This is a genomic window from Streptomyces sp. NPDC031100, assembly GCF_055570785.1.
The window spans coordinates 136655-151803 of sequence record NZ_JBVIGN010000007.1; the positions used below are offsets into that span (position 1 = coordinate 136655).

At 68.6% G+C, this 15149-nt stretch carries 14 protein-coding genes and 2 pseudogenes; 8 read left to right on the top strand and 8 right to left on the bottom strand.

What is annotated here, in order from left to right; all coding sequences use genetic code 11:
* The first annotated feature begins 97 nt into the window (after positions 1-97).
* Together ACZ5DS_RS20925 and ACZ5DS_RS20930 are read left to right on the top strand one after the other, a co-directional pair.
* On the top strand, positions 98-670 hold the full coding sequence (locus tag ACZ5DS_RS20925) for a PadR family transcriptional regulator (protein ID WP_468240611.1): 573 nt from the start codon (positions 98-100) through the stop codon (positions 668-670).
* A 98-nt stretch (positions 671-768) separates the two neighbouring features.
* Entirely contained in the window at positions 769-2493 is a 1725-nt protein-coding gene (locus ACZ5DS_RS20930) for an acyl-CoA dehydrogenase family protein (RefSeq protein ID WP_468240614.1), read from the top strand.
* A gap of 376 nt (positions 2494-2869) precedes the next feature.
* On the opposite strand, the gene ACZ5DS_RS20935 is transcribed toward ACZ5DS_RS20930, so the two are convergent.
* A complete protein-coding gene (locus ACZ5DS_RS20935; protein ID WP_468240616.1) occupies positions 2870-3307 on the bottom strand; it encodes a CHAT domain-containing protein in 438 nt (145 codons plus the stop codon).
* A 583-nt stretch (positions 3308-3890) separates the two neighbouring features.
* Positions 3891-4286: a hypothetical protein gene (locus ACZ5DS_RS20940; protein WP_468240618.1), complete on the bottom strand. Its 396-nt coding sequence runs from the start codon at positions 4284-4286 to the stop codon at positions 3891-3893.
* Between the two features lie 385 nt (positions 4287-4671).
* On the opposite strand from ACZ5DS_RS20940, the gene ACZ5DS_RS20945 reads away from it, so the two are divergent.
* Together ACZ5DS_RS20945 and ACZ5DS_RS20950 are read left to right on the top strand one after the other, a co-directional pair.
* Positions 4672-5106 carry a hypothetical protein gene (locus tag ACZ5DS_RS20945; protein ID WP_468240621.1) on the top strand — a complete coding sequence of 145 codons (435 nt, stop codon included), beginning with the start codon at positions 4672-4674 and terminating at the stop codon, positions 5104-5106.
* Between the two features lie 400 nt (positions 5107-5506).
* A complete protein-coding gene (locus tag ACZ5DS_RS20950) occupies positions 5507-5680 on the top strand; it encodes a hypothetical protein (protein WP_468240624.1) in 174 nt (57 codons plus the stop codon).
* A 723-nt stretch (positions 5681-6403) separates the two neighbouring features.
* Here the strand turns inward: ACZ5DS_RS20950 and ACZ5DS_RS20955 are convergent.
* Complete coding sequence (locus ACZ5DS_RS20955) at positions 6404-6751, bottom strand: hypothetical protein (protein ID WP_468240626.1); 348 nt, start codon at positions 6749-6751, stop codon at positions 6404-6406.
* Positions 6752-7114: 363 nt separating this feature from the next.
* Between ACZ5DS_RS20955 and aspS the strand changes: the two genes are divergently transcribed.
* Positions 7115-8437: an aspartate--tRNA(Asn) ligase gene (gene aspS / locus ACZ5DS_RS20960; RefSeq protein ID WP_468240628.1), complete on the top strand. Its 1323-nt coding sequence runs from the start codon at positions 7115-7117 to the stop codon at positions 8435-8437.
* Between the two features lie 79 nt (positions 8438-8516).
* Here the strand turns inward: aspS and ACZ5DS_RS20965 are convergent, their stop codons facing one another.
* Positions 8517-9332, bottom strand: a complete 816-nt coding sequence (locus ACZ5DS_RS20965; protein WP_468240630.1) for a TolB family protein — start codon at positions 9330-9332, stop codon at positions 8517-8519.
* Between the two features lie 162 nt (positions 9333-9494).
* The gene (locus ACZ5DS_RS20970) at positions 9495-10829 is read right to left on the bottom strand and encodes an MFS transporter (protein ID WP_468240633.1); all 1335 of its coding nucleotides are present in this window, start codon (positions 10827-10829) and stop codon (positions 9495-9497) included.
* Positions 10830-11042: 213 nt separating this feature from the next.
* Between ACZ5DS_RS20970 and ACZ5DS_RS20975 the strand changes: the two are divergent.
* Positions 11043-11363, top strand: a pseudogene (locus ACZ5DS_RS20975) (CBM96 family carbohydrate-binding protein); the annotation flags it as partial.
* Between the two features lie 8 nt (positions 11364-11371).
* Here the strand turns inward: ACZ5DS_RS20975 and ACZ5DS_RS20980 are convergent.
* A complete protein-coding gene (locus tag ACZ5DS_RS20980) occupies positions 11372-11542 on the bottom strand; it encodes a hypothetical protein (RefSeq protein WP_468241299.1) in 171 nt (56 codons plus the stop codon).
* A gap of 227 nt (positions 11543-11769) precedes the next feature.
* On the opposite strand from ACZ5DS_RS20980, the gene ACZ5DS_RS20985 reads away from it, so the two are divergent.
* Positions 11770-12177 carry a metallophosphoesterase family protein gene (locus ACZ5DS_RS20985; protein ID WP_468241301.1) on the top strand — a complete coding sequence of 136 codons (408 nt, stop codon included), beginning with the start codon at positions 11770-11772 and terminating at the stop codon, positions 12175-12177.
* A 433-nt stretch (positions 12178-12610) separates the two neighbouring features.
* A pseudogene (locus tag ACZ5DS_RS20990) lies at positions 12611-13176 on the top strand (FAD-dependent oxidoreductase); the annotation flags it as partial.
* A gap of 543 nt (positions 13177-13719) precedes the next feature.
* Here ACZ5DS_RS20990 and ACZ5DS_RS20995 read toward each other — a convergent pair.
* A complete protein-coding gene (locus ACZ5DS_RS20995) occupies positions 13720-14889 on the bottom strand; it encodes an rRNA adenine N-6-methyltransferase family protein (protein ID WP_468240635.1) in 1170 nt (389 codons plus the stop codon).
* A complete protein-coding gene (locus tag ACZ5DS_RS21000) occupies positions 14889-15026 on the bottom strand; it encodes a hypothetical protein (protein ID WP_468240638.1) in 138 nt (45 codons plus the stop codon). Before ACZ5DS_RS21000 ends, ACZ5DS_RS20995 begins: the two co-directional genes overlap by 1 nt.
* Between the last annotated feature and the right edge of the window lie 123 nt (positions 15027-15149).

Consider the following 15149-nt stretch of genomic DNA (forward strand, 5'->3'; position numbering starts at 1 on the left):
GCGGATCGAGCCGGCAGGGGCCGTCCGGGGGTGAGCCGCGTCGCATCGGAGCGGGTGGGACTTGCTATGCAACGAGTTGCATAGCAGGATCGGCGGCATGGCGCTCGAACACGCGATCATGGTGTCGCTCCTGGAGAAGCCGGGGTCCGGCTATGAGCTGGCCCGGCGTTTCGAGCGGTCCATCGGCTACTTCTGGACCGCTACCCACCAGCAGATCTATCGCGTGCTCAAGCGCATGGAGAGCGACGGTTGGGTCGAAGCCCGGGACGTCCCGCAACAGGGCCGGCCGGACAAGAAGGAGTACTCCGTCGCCGCCCTCGGCCGGGCCGCGCTGTCGTCGTGGTTGCACGATCCGATCGAGCCGGAGAGCGTCCGCCACGACCTGGCGGTGAAGATCCGGGGTGCCGCCTTCGACGACCCGGCCGGCCTGATCCGCGAGGTGGAGCGGCACCGGCAGGCGCACCGGGACCGGCTGGCGCACTATCTCGCGGGCGAGGAGCGGGACTTCACCGGGCCCGAGGCAAGCGCGGCCGCGTCGGAAGCGCCGCTCGACGCGGAGCGCGAGCTCCAGCACGTCGTACTGCGCGGCGGCATCGCCTACGAGCGGATGATGATCGACTGGCTCGACGACGTGCTCGCCACGCTGGCCCGGTTCGGCCCAGGCAGCTGATCGCCGCCGCACCCGCCGGCCGATCCTCCCCGTCCGGCTCCTCCAGCCGCCAGACCTCCCGATTCCCATCCGTCCACCAGCCGAAAGGCCGCCTCACCATGGCTGACCAACTGCTCTTCAACCCGCGCACCTACGACCCCGCGCACTTCGACTCCGAGACGCGCCGCTTGCTGCGTGCCACCGTCGACTGGTTCGAGGAGCGCGGGAAGCGGCGGCTGATCGAGGACTACCGGACCCGCGCGTGGCTCGGTGACTTCCTCGCCTTCGCCGCGAAGGAGAACCTGTTCGCCACCTTCCTGACCCCGTCGTCCGCCGCGGGTGAGGGGGAGCCGGACAAGCGGTGGGACACCGCCCGTATCGCCGCGCTCAACGAGATCCTCGGCTTCTACGGCCTGGACTACTGGTACGCCTGGCAGGTCACCATCCTCGGCCTCGGCCCGTTCTGGCAGAGCGACAACGCCGCCGCCCGCGCCCGCGCCGCGGAACTCCTCACCCAGGGAGAGGTGTTCGCGTTCGGCCTGTCCGAGAAGACCCACGGTGCCGACATCTACTCCACCGACATGCTGCTCGAGCCCGACGGCAACGGCGGCTTCCGCGCGACCGGCTCCAAGTACTACATCGGCAACGGCAACGCCGCCGGACTCGTCTCCGTCTTCGGCCGCCGTACCGACGTCGAGGGCCCCGACGGCTACGTGTTCTTCGCCGCCGACAGCCGTCACCCGGCCTACCACCTGGTCAAGAACGTCGTCGACTCGTCGAAGTTCGTCAGCGAGTTCCGCCTGGAGGACTATCCCGTAACGGCCGAGGACGTCCTGCACACCGGCCGCGCCGCCTTCGACGCCGCCCTCAACACGGTCAACGTCGGCAAGTTCAACCTGTGCACCGCGTCGATCGGCATCTGCGAACACGCGATGTACGAGGCCGTCACCCACGCCCACCATCGCATCCTCTACGGCCGCCCCGTCACCGCCTTCCCGCACGTGCGGCGCGAGCTGACCGACGCGTACGTCAGGCTCGTCGGCATGAAGCTGTTCAGCGACCGGGCTGTCGACTACTTCCGCTCCGCCGGCCCCGACGACCGCCGCTACCTGCTCTTCAACCCGATGACGAAGATGAAGGTGACCACGGAGGGTGAGAAGGTCATCGACCTGATGTGGGACGTCATCGCCGCCAAGGGCTTCGAGAAGGACAACTACTTCGGCCAGGCGGCCGTGGAGATCCGCGGCCTGCCGAAGCTGGAGGGCACGGTCCACGTCAACCTGGCGCTGATCCTGAAGTTCATGCGCAGCCACCTCCTGGACCCGGTCGACTACCCCGGCGTGCCGACCCGCCTCGACGCGGCCGACGACGACTTCCTGTTCCGGCAGGGGCCGGCCCGCGGCCTCGGCTCGGTGCGCTTCCACGACTGGCGCCCGGCCTTCGAGGCGTACGCGCACCTTCCCAACGTCGCTCGCTTGCGCGAACAGGCCGACGCGCTCTGCAGTTTCGTCGCCACGGCAGCCCCCGACGCGGAGCAGAGCCGCGACCTCGACCTCGTCCTCGCGGTCGGTCAGCTCTTCGCGCTCGTCGTGCACGGGCAGCTCGTCCTGGAGCAGGCCGCCCTGACCGGACTCGACGAGGACGTGCTCGACGAACTCTTCGCCGTCCTCGTGCGGGACTTCTCCGGCCACGCCGTCGAACTGCACGGCAAGGACTCGGCGACCGAACAGCAGCAGGAGTGGGCGCTGGGTTCGGTCCGGCGGCCGGTCGTCGACGAGGCGCGCACGGAGCGAGTCTGGCAGCGGGTCGAGGCGCTGTCCGGCGCGTACGAGATGGCCCCGTAGGCACGCCGTACGCATCACCGGTGGCCCGGCCGCGTGGGCCGGGCCACCGGTCGGTCAGGGTTCGGCTCCGCGTGCGGGACCTGGAAAAGGCGTGGTCATGCTCCGGAATGCAGATAGCCGGCCCACACTAAGGTCGCCCTCCTCCTGTTGGCAGGAATCTGCAGGTCATGGCCGTCGCGGAGCTTCCTCAAAGCCTGGTGCAGAGCGAAGGCCGGCTGGTCGAAGCCGGAACGCGTCGGATTGTCCTGCAGGGTGGCCGTAAGAGGGACGTCGTGCAAGAGCAGCCGGCTTCTCGAGGGGTCGGCGGGGTCGGTTCAGCCGGGTAAGCCGGGTTGCAGACTCCGCGGGTGTATCGGGCTCCCGTAGCAGCACGGGATCAGGCAGACGGCCTTGCAGCATTGCGGCATCGACGAAGTTCAGCTTGCCACGGTCGGGCAGTTCTGGTGTTGACGGCATGGCGACAATCAGGCTGCGCATGGCTGCAGGCGTCCCCGCGGCGCGGGACCGGGGTCTGCTCGCATGCGTGCCGGAACGCACGCAGTGTGGGGGTGTACGAGGAGACCACCCGGTCTATCACCGTGCGTGGGGGATCGTCACTCACCTCCGTGTGATAGCCGGCAGCGTGCAGGGGCAGAACGCTCAGGGGGCCGCCTGGCACCCACCACACATGTGGCCAACGCTCCTCACCTTGCGCGTCTTTCAGTGCGGGCCGATCGTGATACCCCAGGGCGTCCAGCACCGGGCCGGCAGCTACATCCCATAGCCACTGAAGCACCTCAACAAGGGTGGACTGCGCTTTGATGCACTCCGACATGTCTTCCCCCGGATACCGCGAGTCGCTGCGCCCGGCGGAAGGCAATGCCCTGTTCGATCACTTCGTGGTTTGCTGGCGCCAACGGCCCGGAGTGGGCATCTCCGTGCTTACTGCGGCAGGTTGGCCTCGTTTGCCTTGCGGAAGGTGTCTGCGCACGTGGGGAGGGCACCGACTCGCGGGCTGCAAGGATGGTCGTGTTGCGGCTGTCGCCAAGCTCCGGCGATGCGCAACGCCCTGTACCGTCAACCGCATGGACGCACAGTTATTGGACCGGGTCGGGGAAGCGGTGTTGGAGTGGGCTGCCGAATGGGGGGAGCAGGAACCGCGCAACGTCCTGATGGTTGTCACGACACATCACGCGGCAACCCAATGGCTCCACGGTCCTCAGACTTGGTCCAGGCCCGATCGGGTCTACTTTGTCACAGTTCAAGGAACGTTCCAACAGGGCGGTAGGTCAGGGGAGTGGGCGGCTTTGTTCGTTGATCCCTTTACGTGCCGAGTCGTGACATTCACGGTTCGCCCATTGGAAGCGGTCCCGAACCGTCCACTCGGACAACTCGGGACCATCCATCGATTGTGACGTCTACGGACACCTCCCCTTCGGGCCGATGTGCAGGATCATTGCCATCTTGAGATCGTGGTCCGCGATCTTCCGCGCGGAGCCCGGCGGGATGCACTGCTTCTTACCGGACTTGTCGAGATTGGCGTACAGCCACACCTGTGTGTGGCAATTGGTGGTGTTGATCAGGTCGATGGGCCAGCTTGGATTCCGATAGTCGTGCTCCCAGGCCAGCTCGCACGGATACCCCCCATTGAGGTACCACTTCTTGTCGAACCGATCCCAATAGTAGGTGTGAGCAGAGTCGTCGGAGCGGGGTGCAGGCGACTCGGTGGCATGGGCGACGGTGGAACAGCCGAGGACGGCACCGAGAGCGGCGACCATAGCGAACGTGCGTAATCTGGCGCTGCGGTTTGGCATGAACCGAACGTTAATCATCCAGTTGTCTGTGCCGAAACACCAGTTTCAGCAGACATATGCGTCACAGAGGTCACGCTGCCTGAAGTGCCGCGACGATAAACCCGCAGACCCTCACGAGCAGCCCTTTGAGCTGCCCGTAGCATCACATGGGCCTCATGAGCCCCTCCCATCACAGGAGGTGAAGGCGGTCTGCGGGCCCCGCTCATGTGTCATCGCAGAAAGCACCACGAGGGGTACGTCCCGCTCGTCCGCGATCAACGGCACGTTGTCCGGTCACGGCACGAGGAGCCGTACTGCCAAGGAGTGCTAGCCGGGGAAGCAAGGCTGGAAGCTGACCGTCCAGTTCTTGCCCGCTACGGTTCGGCGGCCCTCTACGATCCGGTGCATGCTGGATCCCGAGCTGCTGGAATGGATCACCGCGCGGCGCGCGGAACTGGACGAACTCGAAGAACAGCTGGCCAAGCAGTTGACGGAGGTACGGGCCGAGCGGGACGAACTCGCTGTCGCCGAACGAGTCCTTGAGAGGGTGAGCGAGCAGCTCGCTGGCGAGCGCGTTTCGGCCGCGCCGGTGCCCGGGCAGGTGGGCGGACGGGCGCTGATGCTGATCCCGCACCGCACGCGGGACGTGGAGGAGTCCATGCTCCCGCCGGATTACCGGCGCATCCTCGCCGCCGTGCGGCAGGCCGCCGGACCGGTCATGGCCCGCCAGGTCGGCGAGATGCTGGGAGTGGACGTCAGCGTGCGGGCCAAGCTGGTCAGACTCGTCGACCGCGGCTGGCTGCGGAAACTGCCCGATGGCCGGTTCACCACCCTCCTGTGACCTGCTCCGCCACCGTCCACAGCGGTGCAGCGTGGGCGTAACCGGGGTGTCCCCGGCGGTCGTTGGATTTGTGTGACGAAAACCAAAGAACGAGCCGAAGGCACCTGCCCGCTTGTCTACCAGTGCCGTCTGCCGATGTCCACGGACACCGTCAACCACCTCGCCGACCTGCTACGACGGCATCTGAAGGCGATACGGTCCAGGTGGCGGATCCTGCCGCCCGGAAGGATCGCGGTGATCGTCCTGGCCGTGCTGCGCCACGACCAGCGCCTGGCCGACATGGCTGGCGGCAACGACGTGTCCGAGTCCACCGTCCGCCGCTGGCGCGACGAGCTGATCACCCTGCTCGCCACGCAGGCACCACGCCTGGACCGCGCCCTGAAGAAGGTCGCCAAGCAGGGTGGGGAGGTGGTCCTGCAACCGAGTCCTCGCCACCGGGCGCGCCCCGGTCGAACACGGCTTCGCCCACCTCAAGAACAGGCGGATCCTCACCAAACTCCGCACCGACCCCGCCCGCGCCACCCAGCTCCTGCGCGCCCTGCTCGTTCTGACGAACCTCGAAGTCAACCGCTGACGGACGATCTACTCCGCAGACTACCGCCCACGGCCGGTGTGAGCACCCCGGAAGACTCTCACACCAGCCCTTTGACCTGCGACTTCAAGTTGGCGGAGGCTCAGTGAAGACCACCACCGGGCCTTCGGATGCCTGGCAAGCAGTTCATCCGTGGCGGGCGGGAGAACGAAGCTTGAGAAACCCTCCAGGCTTCGGATCTCGGCCAGAAGGGCAGTGAGGTTCTCGACCAGCAGTCGGCGGTCTCGCACCACACGCTCCTGCTGCGCCCCGAGATCATGTCCTTGGCTGTGTGTTTCGGCGGGGCCTGTCGAACTGGCGTGATCGTCGAGCTGCTGGCGCAGCTGCAGAAACTGATGGGCCAGGGCAGGGTGGACTTCAGCGAGGTCCGTCAGATCGCTGCGCGTCTCCAGTGCTTGGCTCAGCTCCTGCAGCCCCTCCGGTGCAACCTTCGTCCTATAACCGCAGTGGATCTCTGCCCCCGCACCCCCGATCCGCCTCCGGGCGAGCGACGGCCCAGCCCTTGCCCGGAGGCGCTCCCGTCCCTGCCGTGAGACATACGAGGTCCCTGTGAGGGCCGAGTACATCGTCGGGCTGATCGTCGCGATCGGCCTGCCGGCCTACCTGGTGGTGGCCCTGGAGCAGACGTTTCCCTCAGATCGCCCCGCCCGATGTCCCCATCGACGACCCGGGCGCCGAGTAGTCACACGGCCGGCCGGACCTGTCCTAGGCGCAGATGGCCCACACGGTCACGGGGGTCTTGGTGTCGCTCGCGCGAGCCCGCCCGGTCCAACCCGACCCGTCCGGCGCGGCGTGCGAGTCGAGACCCTCGGCCTTGCCCACGGTGTGGACACCGCCACCGGTGACCGACATGCCGACCGGGCAGTGAGCGGTGATGAATCGGCCGTTGGCGGTGCCGTCCTGCGTCACGGCCTCGTGACCGGGCAGGTCCCCGATGAGCGGCACCGCCGTGCCCGACGGGACCGGTTCGGCGGCGGCCTGGGCGGAACCGCCGAATCCGGCGGACACCGCCAGGAACAGCACTGCTGCGCCTAGGACTCGCTTGCCTCGCATAGATGTCTCCCTTTCGACGTACGGGCTCTCATGAGCCGTCTCTGCGACATCCATAGCGGTCACGGACGGAAACTCATGTGCGGAACTCGACGAAGTGGACCGATAGAGAGCGCACGTGTCCGCTGATCGTGTGGGGTACGGCCCCTCGGCGTTGACGGCGGAGCGCCTGGCCGTCGTACGCCGCAGGTATGAGGGCCTGAATGTGGAGGGCTCGACCGCGGAAGAGAACCGGGGCCGCGCCGCTGGCCCCCGTTACGGGCCCATGAATGAGGCCGCCGCTGTCGAGTGGTGGTGAAGGCGAACCGCGAGTCCCCTTCTCGCCCGCGCCCCTAAGGGATCACCATGACGCCCTGGAGGGCTGCGATGATCCATACGACCGATCGTGTACTGGTGTCCGAGCTGCGCGAGCACGTGGGCCGGACCGTTTCCGTGTCGGGCTGGGTACACACACTCCGGCTGCTGGGCAAGGTGCAGTTCGTCGTGGTACGCGACCACACCGGCATGGTGCAGGTAACTCACCAGCGCGGCGGCCCAGGCGACGAGATCGAGGCCGCCCTTCAGCAGCTCACTCCGGAGTCCGCGGTCCGGATCACCGGCCGCGTCGCCGAGAACCCGATCGTGAAGCTGCACGGCCTGGAGATCATCCCGAAGAGGGTTGAGGTCCTGAACCGGGCCGAGACGCCGCTGCCGATCGACGAGCACACCGGCCTGGAACACCGCCTGGACTGGAGGTTTCTGGACGTCCGGCGCCGCCCGGCCGCGCACCTGCTGTTCGTCGTGCAGACCACGCTGGAGCAGGGCATGCGCGAGTACGCCTACGGACAGGGCTGCACCGAAATGCACACGCCGAAGCTGATGGGCACCCCCTCGGAATCCGGAGCCGAGGTGTTCGAGCTCGGCTACTTCGACCGCTCCGCCTACCTGGCGCAGTCGCCGCAGTTCTTCAAGCAGATGGCGATCGCGGCCGGCATCGACAAGGTGTTCGAGGTCGGTCCGGTCTTCCGCGCCGAGCCGTCGTTCACCTCCCGGCACGCCACCGAGTTCACCGGCGTGGATGTGGAGCTCGCCTGGATCGACGGGGTCGAGGACGTCATGGCGTTCGAGGAGCGGATACTCGCGCACGCCCTCACCAAGGTCGCCGACGCGCACGGGGAGGCGATCCGGGAGACGCTCGGCATCGAGGTCACGGTGCCGACGGTGCCGTTTCCGCGGATCACGATGGCCGAGGCGCAGCAGGTCCTGCGGGCGCAGGGCTGGGATCCGGACGGTGTACGGCAGGACCTGGACCCCGAGGGTGAGCGTCGTATCGCCACGTACATCCAGCAGCGGACCGGGCATGGTTGGGTGTTCGTCACCCGTTATCCGGCGGGTGTCCGGCCCTTCTACCACATGCGGCCGGCGGACGATCCGGGCGTGACCCTGAGCTTCGATCTGCTGTGGAAAGGGCTGGAGGTCACGACCGGCGCGCAGCGTGAGCACCGCTACGACGTGCTCCTGGAGCAGGCTGCGGAGAAGGGCCTCAGGCCCGAGCCGATGCGGGACTATCTCAATGTCTTCCGCTACGGCTGCCCGCCCCATGGCGGCCTGGGCATGGGGCTGGGCCGGGTCCTGATGGCGTTGCTCGGGCTCGATTCGATCCGCGAGGCCGCGTTCCTGTTCCGCGGCCCGAACCGCCTCACCCCGTGAGCGCGGGAGTCAGGGCGGAGTTCAACGAGTTTCCCGTGATGGCCCAAGTGCCCTATGCCAGAGGATGGCTGACTCAGAGTCAGCCCAGTGCGGTCGGGGTTTCGGCGTCGGGTACCAGCAGGCGAGGTGCGCCGGACCCGTCAGCCGGCACGGACCAGACATCGGGGTCGCCGCTGCTGTCTCGCACCGTGTAGGCGAGCGTGGCGTTGTCGAGCCAGGCTGCCTGGTCGTCGATGCTGCGGGTCTCGGCCAGCGGCGTCACCCGCATCGAGGCGCTGTCGAGCACGGACAGGCGCCAGCCGCGGGTGGGATCGCCGCCGGTGGCCTCCTTGAACGCGATGCGGGTGCCGTCCGGTGACAACGACGGGCACTCCACGTTCTCCTTGAGCGTGCGCACGGTTCTCGCGGCGAAGTCGCCCTCGACGAGGTACCGGCGGCCGGCCGTGGACATCGTCGCGTAGAACCGGTTGTCGTCGGCGGCGAAGGTGACGCCCCAGAAGTTGACGTCGGCGGCCTGGTAGGGCCGGCCCTCTCTGGTCACCGCGAACCTCTCCAGTGTGCTGACGAGCGCGCCGGTACGGGTGTCGAGGATGCCGGCACGGGTGGAGAAGCCGCCGCTGTTGTAGGAGTCGCCCCCGGTGAAGGTCGTCCATGCGACCATGCGTCCGCTGGCCGAGACCCGGGCCCGGTTGGGCAGACCGGGGACCGGGAACGCGCGCTTCTCATGGAGGTTCTGGTCGAGGACGACGAGGCGGTAGGACCACGGGGAGTCGGGGCGGATACAGACGCCGGTGCCTGCCGCGGCATAGACGCGCTCGCACTCCAGCGGGGAGACCCTCTTCGGGCCGCTCGGGTCGTCCCGAGAGACAGTGACGAGATGGCGGTCGCTGACCACCAGCAGGCGTCGCCCGGCCCGCGGTGGTGGTGACCCGATCAGCTCCGGCGTCGGCCGTGGCCGTTCGGTCGGCAGCCATCCGGATGTAGCCGATGGAGACGGCGGCGAGCACTGCGACGGTGGCGATGACGACGGCGATCCGGGTCCGCTGGGTCAGGGCGCTCAACTGGATTCCTCCTGGACGACGGCACCGGGCCGGCGCGTGAGCAACACGGCGGTAGCGGTGATCGCCACGACGACTCCCGCGGCTGCCACCCTGCTGGCGGTCACCGGACCCCATGCCTGCCAGGCCATCCCGAACAGGACCGAGGAGACGAGGTAGGCCAGTGCCTGGCCGGTCTGGACGATGGCGATGCCGGTGGTGCGCAGCCGTTCCGGCAGCAGCGGGCCTGCCAGCGCCATGAGTACACCGTCGGTGGCGGCGTAGAAGATGCCGTAGAGGCCGAGCGTCAGGACGATCAGCGGCCGCCCGCCGAGTGGCCCGAACAGCAGCAGGTAGACGGCGATCAGCGCGGTGTAACCGCCCAGCATGACGGGCAGCCTGCCGACCCGGTCGGCCAGGGCGCCGATCGGGGCGGCGAGGAGCAGGTAGCCGAGGTTGGTGCCGACCGCAAGCAGCGGAAACCAGCCTGTGCTCAGCTCTTCGCGTCGCTGCAGGAGCAGGTGGAGGAAACCGTCTCCGACGGTGGCGAGACCGAGCAGGCAAGCGGCAAATACGAGGCGGCGGACCGGCGCGGACCGCAGCATCGACATGGCGCCCCGCGGTGAGACGGTCCCGGCCTCGGGCGGCGGGTCGCGCCGGTCGCGTACGAACAGCACGAGCAGCACGACGCCGAGGACAGCGACGCAGAAGCTGGTGACGAAGACCGCGTCGAAGGACTGGCCGGCGGCGGCGAGGACCGCCAATGCCGTCATCGGGCCGAGGAACGCACCGAAGCTGTCCATCGCCCGGTGGATGCCGAAGGCCCGGCCGAGGGCTTCCGGCGGTGTCGACAGCGTGATCAGCGCGTCCCGCGGTGCCGTCCGCAGTCCTTTTCCGGTCCGGTCGACGGCGATCACCAGCCCGAGGGTGGCCGCCGACCGGCCTGCCGCGAGCAGGCCCAACTTGGCCACGGCCGAGAGCGCGTAACCGACGCCCGCCACCCCCTTGCGGCTGCGCACCCGGTCGGCGACGTAACCGCCGACGATCCGCAGCAGCGCCGTGGCGCCGGTGTAGACGCCGTCGATCACTCCGGAGGCCGTCGGGCTCAGCTGCAGGCCGAGCGCCAGGTAGAGGGGAAGGACCGCGGTGACCATCTCCGCGGAGATGTCGGTGACCAGGCTGACGGTGCCGAGAGCGAAGACGTTGGCGCTGATCGCGGACAGTCGGCGTCTGCCGAGCTCGTCCGCCTTGCCGGCCCCCTGGACCAGCCGACCGTCGACAGGTACACGCGGTTGCGCACCTCCTGCGGCTTGCGCGGGACGAGCGGCTGGGGGACCGCCGATGACGACGGACATCGTGCGGGGCCCGCAGCGCGTGAACCAGGCAAATCGTCCGTTCCGGAGATCAGCGATGGCGGGAGGGGCAGTCCGGCTGACGACCGCCGCCGTCGCAGCCCTGCTCACGACCGCCGACACGGCCACCGCGGCCACGAACACGTTCACCCCGGTGGCCGGCACCTACGTACAGGGCAGCACCCCGGCCACGACTACGGCACCTCGACCCAGTTCGTGGTCGACAACTCGCCGGTGCGCCAGTCGTTCCTGAAGTTCACCGTCAGCGGCCTCACCGAGCCGGTGACCAACGCCAAGCTGCGGATCCGCACGATCAGCGGCAACAACGGCAGCAGCAACGGCGGCACGTTCAAGGCGATGAGCAACACCACGTGGTCGGAGACCGGCACGACCTGGAACAACAAGCCCGCCATCGACGGCGCCACCCTGGGCACCCTCGGCTCGGTCGTCAAGGACACCTGGTACGAGATCGACGTGACCTCGCTGGTGACCGGCAACGGCACCTTCAGCATCGGCGCGACCTCCCCCAACAATGACGGCGCCTACTACGACTCGAAGGAGAGCGGCGCCGACGCCCCGCAGCTGGTGATCACCACCGGCACCACCCCGCCGCCCACCACCCCGCCGCCGTCGGGTGACCCCGTGCTGGTCGACGCCGGTGACATCGCCAACTCCGGCACGGGTGACACCGCGACCGCCAACCTGCTGGACAGCATCCCCGGCACCGTGTTCACCGCCGGCGACAACGCCTACGACAGCGGCACGGCCGCGGAGTTCGCCACCTACTACGACCCGACGTGGGGCCGGCACAAGGCCCGCACCAGGTCGGCACCGGGCAACCACGACTACAACACCCCCGGCGCCACCGGCTACTACAACTACTTCGGCGCCAACGCCGGCCCGTCCAGCCAGGGCTACTACTCCTACCACCTCGGCAACTGGCGTGGTCTCGCTGAACTCCGAGGTCAACATGGCCGTCGGCTCCCCGCAGGAGCAGTGGCTGCGCTCGGACCTGGCCGCCAGCACCAAGCCGTGCACCCTCGCCTACTGGCACAAGCCGCGGTTCACGTCGGGCGCCAACCACGCACCCGACCTCTCGACCGGACCCCTCGTCCAGGCGCTCTACGACAACAACGCCGACGTGATCGTCAACGGTCACAACCACCAGTACGAGCGGTTCGCCCCCATGAACCCAAGCGGTCAGCTCGACACCACCCGCGGCATCCGGGAATTCGTCGCCGGCATGGGCGATGCCAGCCACTACAGCTTCGGCACCATCCAGCCGAACAGCGAAGCCCGCAACAGTGACACCTTCGGCGTGCTCAAGTTCACCCTGCACGCCAGCAGCTAGGACTGGCAGTTCGTGCCCGAGGCGGGCAAGACCTACAGCGACAGCGGCACCACCGGCTGCCACTGAGTGATCGCCTCTCGCACCAGCCAGGGGCGATCCGCGGCGAAGCCCCGGACCGCCCCGTCGACTTCGCTGGGGACCCCGGTCGGCCCTACCGGCTTGCCGCCCGCGATTCCCGAGCACCGGGGCGTCGATTCCGCTCAGGGTCGGGGACTGCGATCCGCCGACTCCGCGAGTCGGCAGCGGGGTTCATGCTGCGGCGGTTGAGGGGGTCAACTCGCTGCGGCGCACCTGCAGCAGACTGCCTGGGAAGTGCCCGGAGTGGATCGTCTCACCGGTGCGCAAAGCCCGTACTCCAATCGACCGCACCCTGCCCGCCCCGCGCTGCCGCGGGCCTTCCGTGCGGCGCTCGGTGGCTGACAGACTCCGGTGCGTGCCCGACTTCGACATGCTCGTCATCGGATCCGGACCCGGCGGGCAGAGGCCGCCATCGCCGCGGCCAAGCTCGGCCGCCGGGTCGCCGTCGTCGACCGCCCCGACATGATCGGCGGGGTCTCCCTGCACACCGGGACCATCCCCTCCAAGACCCTGCGCGAGGCCGTGCTCTATCTGACCGGTCTGCCCCAGCGCGACCTGTACGGGCAGAGCTACCGGCTGAAGGAGGACATCACCGTCGCCGACCTGACCGCGCGCACCCGGCACGTGGTCGGCCGGGAGGTGGACGTCGTCCGCAACCAGCTGTCCCGCAACCAGGTGGCCCTGTACTCCGGCACGGGACGGTTCGCCGACCCGCACACCGTGGCCCTGCGCGACGAGGCCACCGGGAACGAACGGCTGCTGAGCGCCGAGCACATCGTGATCGCCACCGGCACCCGGCCGGCCCGCCCGGACAGCGTCGCGTTCGACGGGCGCACGATCATGGACTCGGACGACGTGCTCTCGGTGGAGCGGGTGCCGCGCTCCGTGGTGATCGTGGGTGCGGGGGTGATCGGGATGAAAAACAAGCAATCACTAGAACTTCGGCGATGGTCCTACCGGGCTCATAGCCCTGCACAGTGTCAGCCGACAAGCACAACGGCACCGCCGCGCGGAGGCTTCCGGTCCTCAGTGCGCGACGGGGCCCATGTGATACGCCCACAAGTTTGAGACCGGAATAGCTCATTCAGGAGCCCCATTCCGTATCGAACCCGTGTGAACAGATGACACCCCGTGTGAATTGGCCCGGACTTTCACTGGTCGGATGCATCCAGCGGTGGGAGCCCGTCCCGCCGGGCCACTCCGAAACCCGACCGTTCGGGCGCTTTCGCACCCCAGAAGCCGCACCTGGCGAGCCATCAGAAAAAGCACTTGTGCGCCACCACCGGCCTGAGCCGGGGCCATCTCCAGCGCATCGAATCCGGTGAGACGGACCCCCGCTACAGCGACCTGCTGAGGATCGCCGCCGCCTCGCACAAGGACGGCTCGGTCCTCATCAGCGGCAAGAACGAGAGCCCCGCCCGTCCGCTACGGGGAAAGCGGACGGACGGGGCGCACTGGGACCGGTCAGACCAGCCAGGCCTTGTCCGGCGAGTCCAACCACACGTACTGCGTGCCGTCCATCTCCGCGGTCAGGCCGAAGCGCGCGAAGTCAGGCTGGTCGGCCTCGTGCCACCAGCCCAGAGCCTCACGTACCTCGTCCCACAGCCGCCGCGGCCCGTCCTGCCACACATCGGCCTCCAGGCGACCGTCGCGGAACATGACGCAGGCCCACGAGTGGTCCTTGAGCCCGTAGAACCACACCGGCCGGGCGCCGTCGCGCTTCTCCGCCACGACACGGTGGCAGTCGCGGACCCGCAGGCCGATCGCGAAGGTCCGCGGATCGAAGCGGCCCTCCCCCAGTAGCTCGCCCTCGGTCACGTCCGTCGTGGACCGCTCAGCGCCGGCCATGCCGTCCTCGAGGTAGGCATCGTGGCCCTTGAACGGCAGCCGCTGGTTGCGCAGCTTCATGAACTCCACGGGCCCGGTGAGATACCCGCTCGCCTCCGAAGCATCGACCCTGAGGCGGACGATGGCGTCGGCGTTGCTGAAGTGCGTGCCACAGGGGGCGACAATGAAGCCGCCCGGACGGGTCTGCGCGATCCACTCCGGGGGCACCGTGCGGATCCCGGCCGTGGCGATGACGCGCTCGTACGGGGCTCCCGCCGGGTCGCCGAGCGCCCCGTCCCGGGTGAGGACGACGCCGAGCAACTCGTGGGCCGCGAGATGATCCCGGGCAGCGTCTGCCACGTTGGGATCGATCTCGATGCTCACCACGTTGTCGACTCCCAGCCGGTGGGCCAGAAGACCGGCGTTCCAGCCGGTGCCCGTGCCGATCTCCAGCACTTTGTGCCCCGGCTGCACGTCCAGGTCGCGGAGCATCCGGAACACGACCGACGGCATGGACGCCGACGACGTCGGTACGCGGACACCCTCGCCGCTCGGCTTAGCGTCGTCCCACTGCGTCACGATCGGCACGTCGGCGTCGGCGTACTGGAACCAGAGTCCCGGCTCTTCCCGCAGGTCTACGGTGGCGTGCGTCCCCGACTCCATGTCGTACGGCCACATCACCTCCGGCAGGAACGCGGACCGCGGCACTGCCTCGAACGCGTCCTTCCAGTCTGGGGTCATGGCCCCACGGGCCAGGAGGGAGCGGCCCAGTTCGGACCGCTCCTCCGACAGATCAGGCAGTTTCATCAGCCGATGACCCTCGGTCCGCCGTCGGGGGACGGGGGCTCCTGCGGGCCGGGCCAGGGCTCACCCGGCAGGCCGTCGCCTCCCTCGCCGCCACCGCCACCGCCACCGCCACCGTGCGTCTGGACCAGATGCAGCATGATGTATCTCCCTCTTCTTCACTCATGGTTGCCCGCCCGGGGTGTTCCGGGAAGGGCGCAGGGACCCGCCGCACCGCGGCTTGCGGTCCACGGTGCGGCGGGGGCTTGTTGGGTGCGGCTCTG

What these genes read in the sequence shown, in the direction of transcription:
- ACZ5DS_RS21000 (WP_468240638.1), bottom strand. Translation starts at nt 15,026, where the DNA reads ATGCTGCATCTGGTCCAGACGCACGGTGGCGGTGGCGGTGGCGGTGGC.
- ACZ5DS_RS20955 (WP_468240626.1), bottom strand. Translation starts at nt 6,751, where the DNA reads ATGCGAGGCAAGCGAGTCCTAGGCGCAGCAGTGCTGTTCCTGGCGGTG.
- ACZ5DS_RS20970 (WP_468240633.1), bottom strand. Translation starts at nt 10,829, where the DNA reads ATGTCCGTCGTCATCGGCGGTCCCCCAGCCGCTCGTCCCGCGCAAGCC.
- ACZ5DS_RS20980 (WP_468241299.1), bottom strand. Translation starts at nt 11,542, where the DNA reads ATGCTGTCCAGCAGGTTGGCGGTCGCGGTGTCACCCGTGCCGGAGTTG.
- ACZ5DS_RS20940 (WP_468240618.1), bottom strand. Translation starts at nt 4,286, where the DNA reads ATGCCAAACCGCAGCGCCAGATTACGCACGTTCGCTATGGTCGCCGCT.
- ACZ5DS_RS20995 (WP_468240635.1), bottom strand. Translation starts at nt 14,889, where the DNA reads ATGAAACTGCCTGATCTGTCGGAGGAGCGGTCCGAACTGGGCCGCTCC.
- ACZ5DS_RS20930 (WP_468240614.1), top strand. Translation starts at nt 769, where the DNA reads ATGGCTGACCAACTGCTCTTCAACCCGCGCACCTACGACCCCGCGCAC.
- ACZ5DS_RS20945 (WP_468240621.1), top strand. Translation starts at nt 4,672, where the DNA reads ATGCTGGATCCCGAGCTGCTGGAATGGATCACCGCGCGGCGCGCGGAA.
- aspS (WP_468240628.1), top strand. Translation starts at nt 7,115, where the DNA reads ATGATCCATACGACCGATCGTGTACTGGTGTCCGAGCTGCGCGAGCAC.
- ACZ5DS_RS20925 (WP_468240611.1), top strand. Translation starts at nt 98, where the DNA reads ATGGCGCTCGAACACGCGATCATGGTGTCGCTCCTGGAGAAGCCGGGG.
- ACZ5DS_RS20935 (WP_468240616.1), bottom strand. Translation starts at nt 3,307, where the DNA reads ATGTCGGAGTGCATCAAAGCGCAGTCCACCCTTGTTGAGGTGCTTCAG.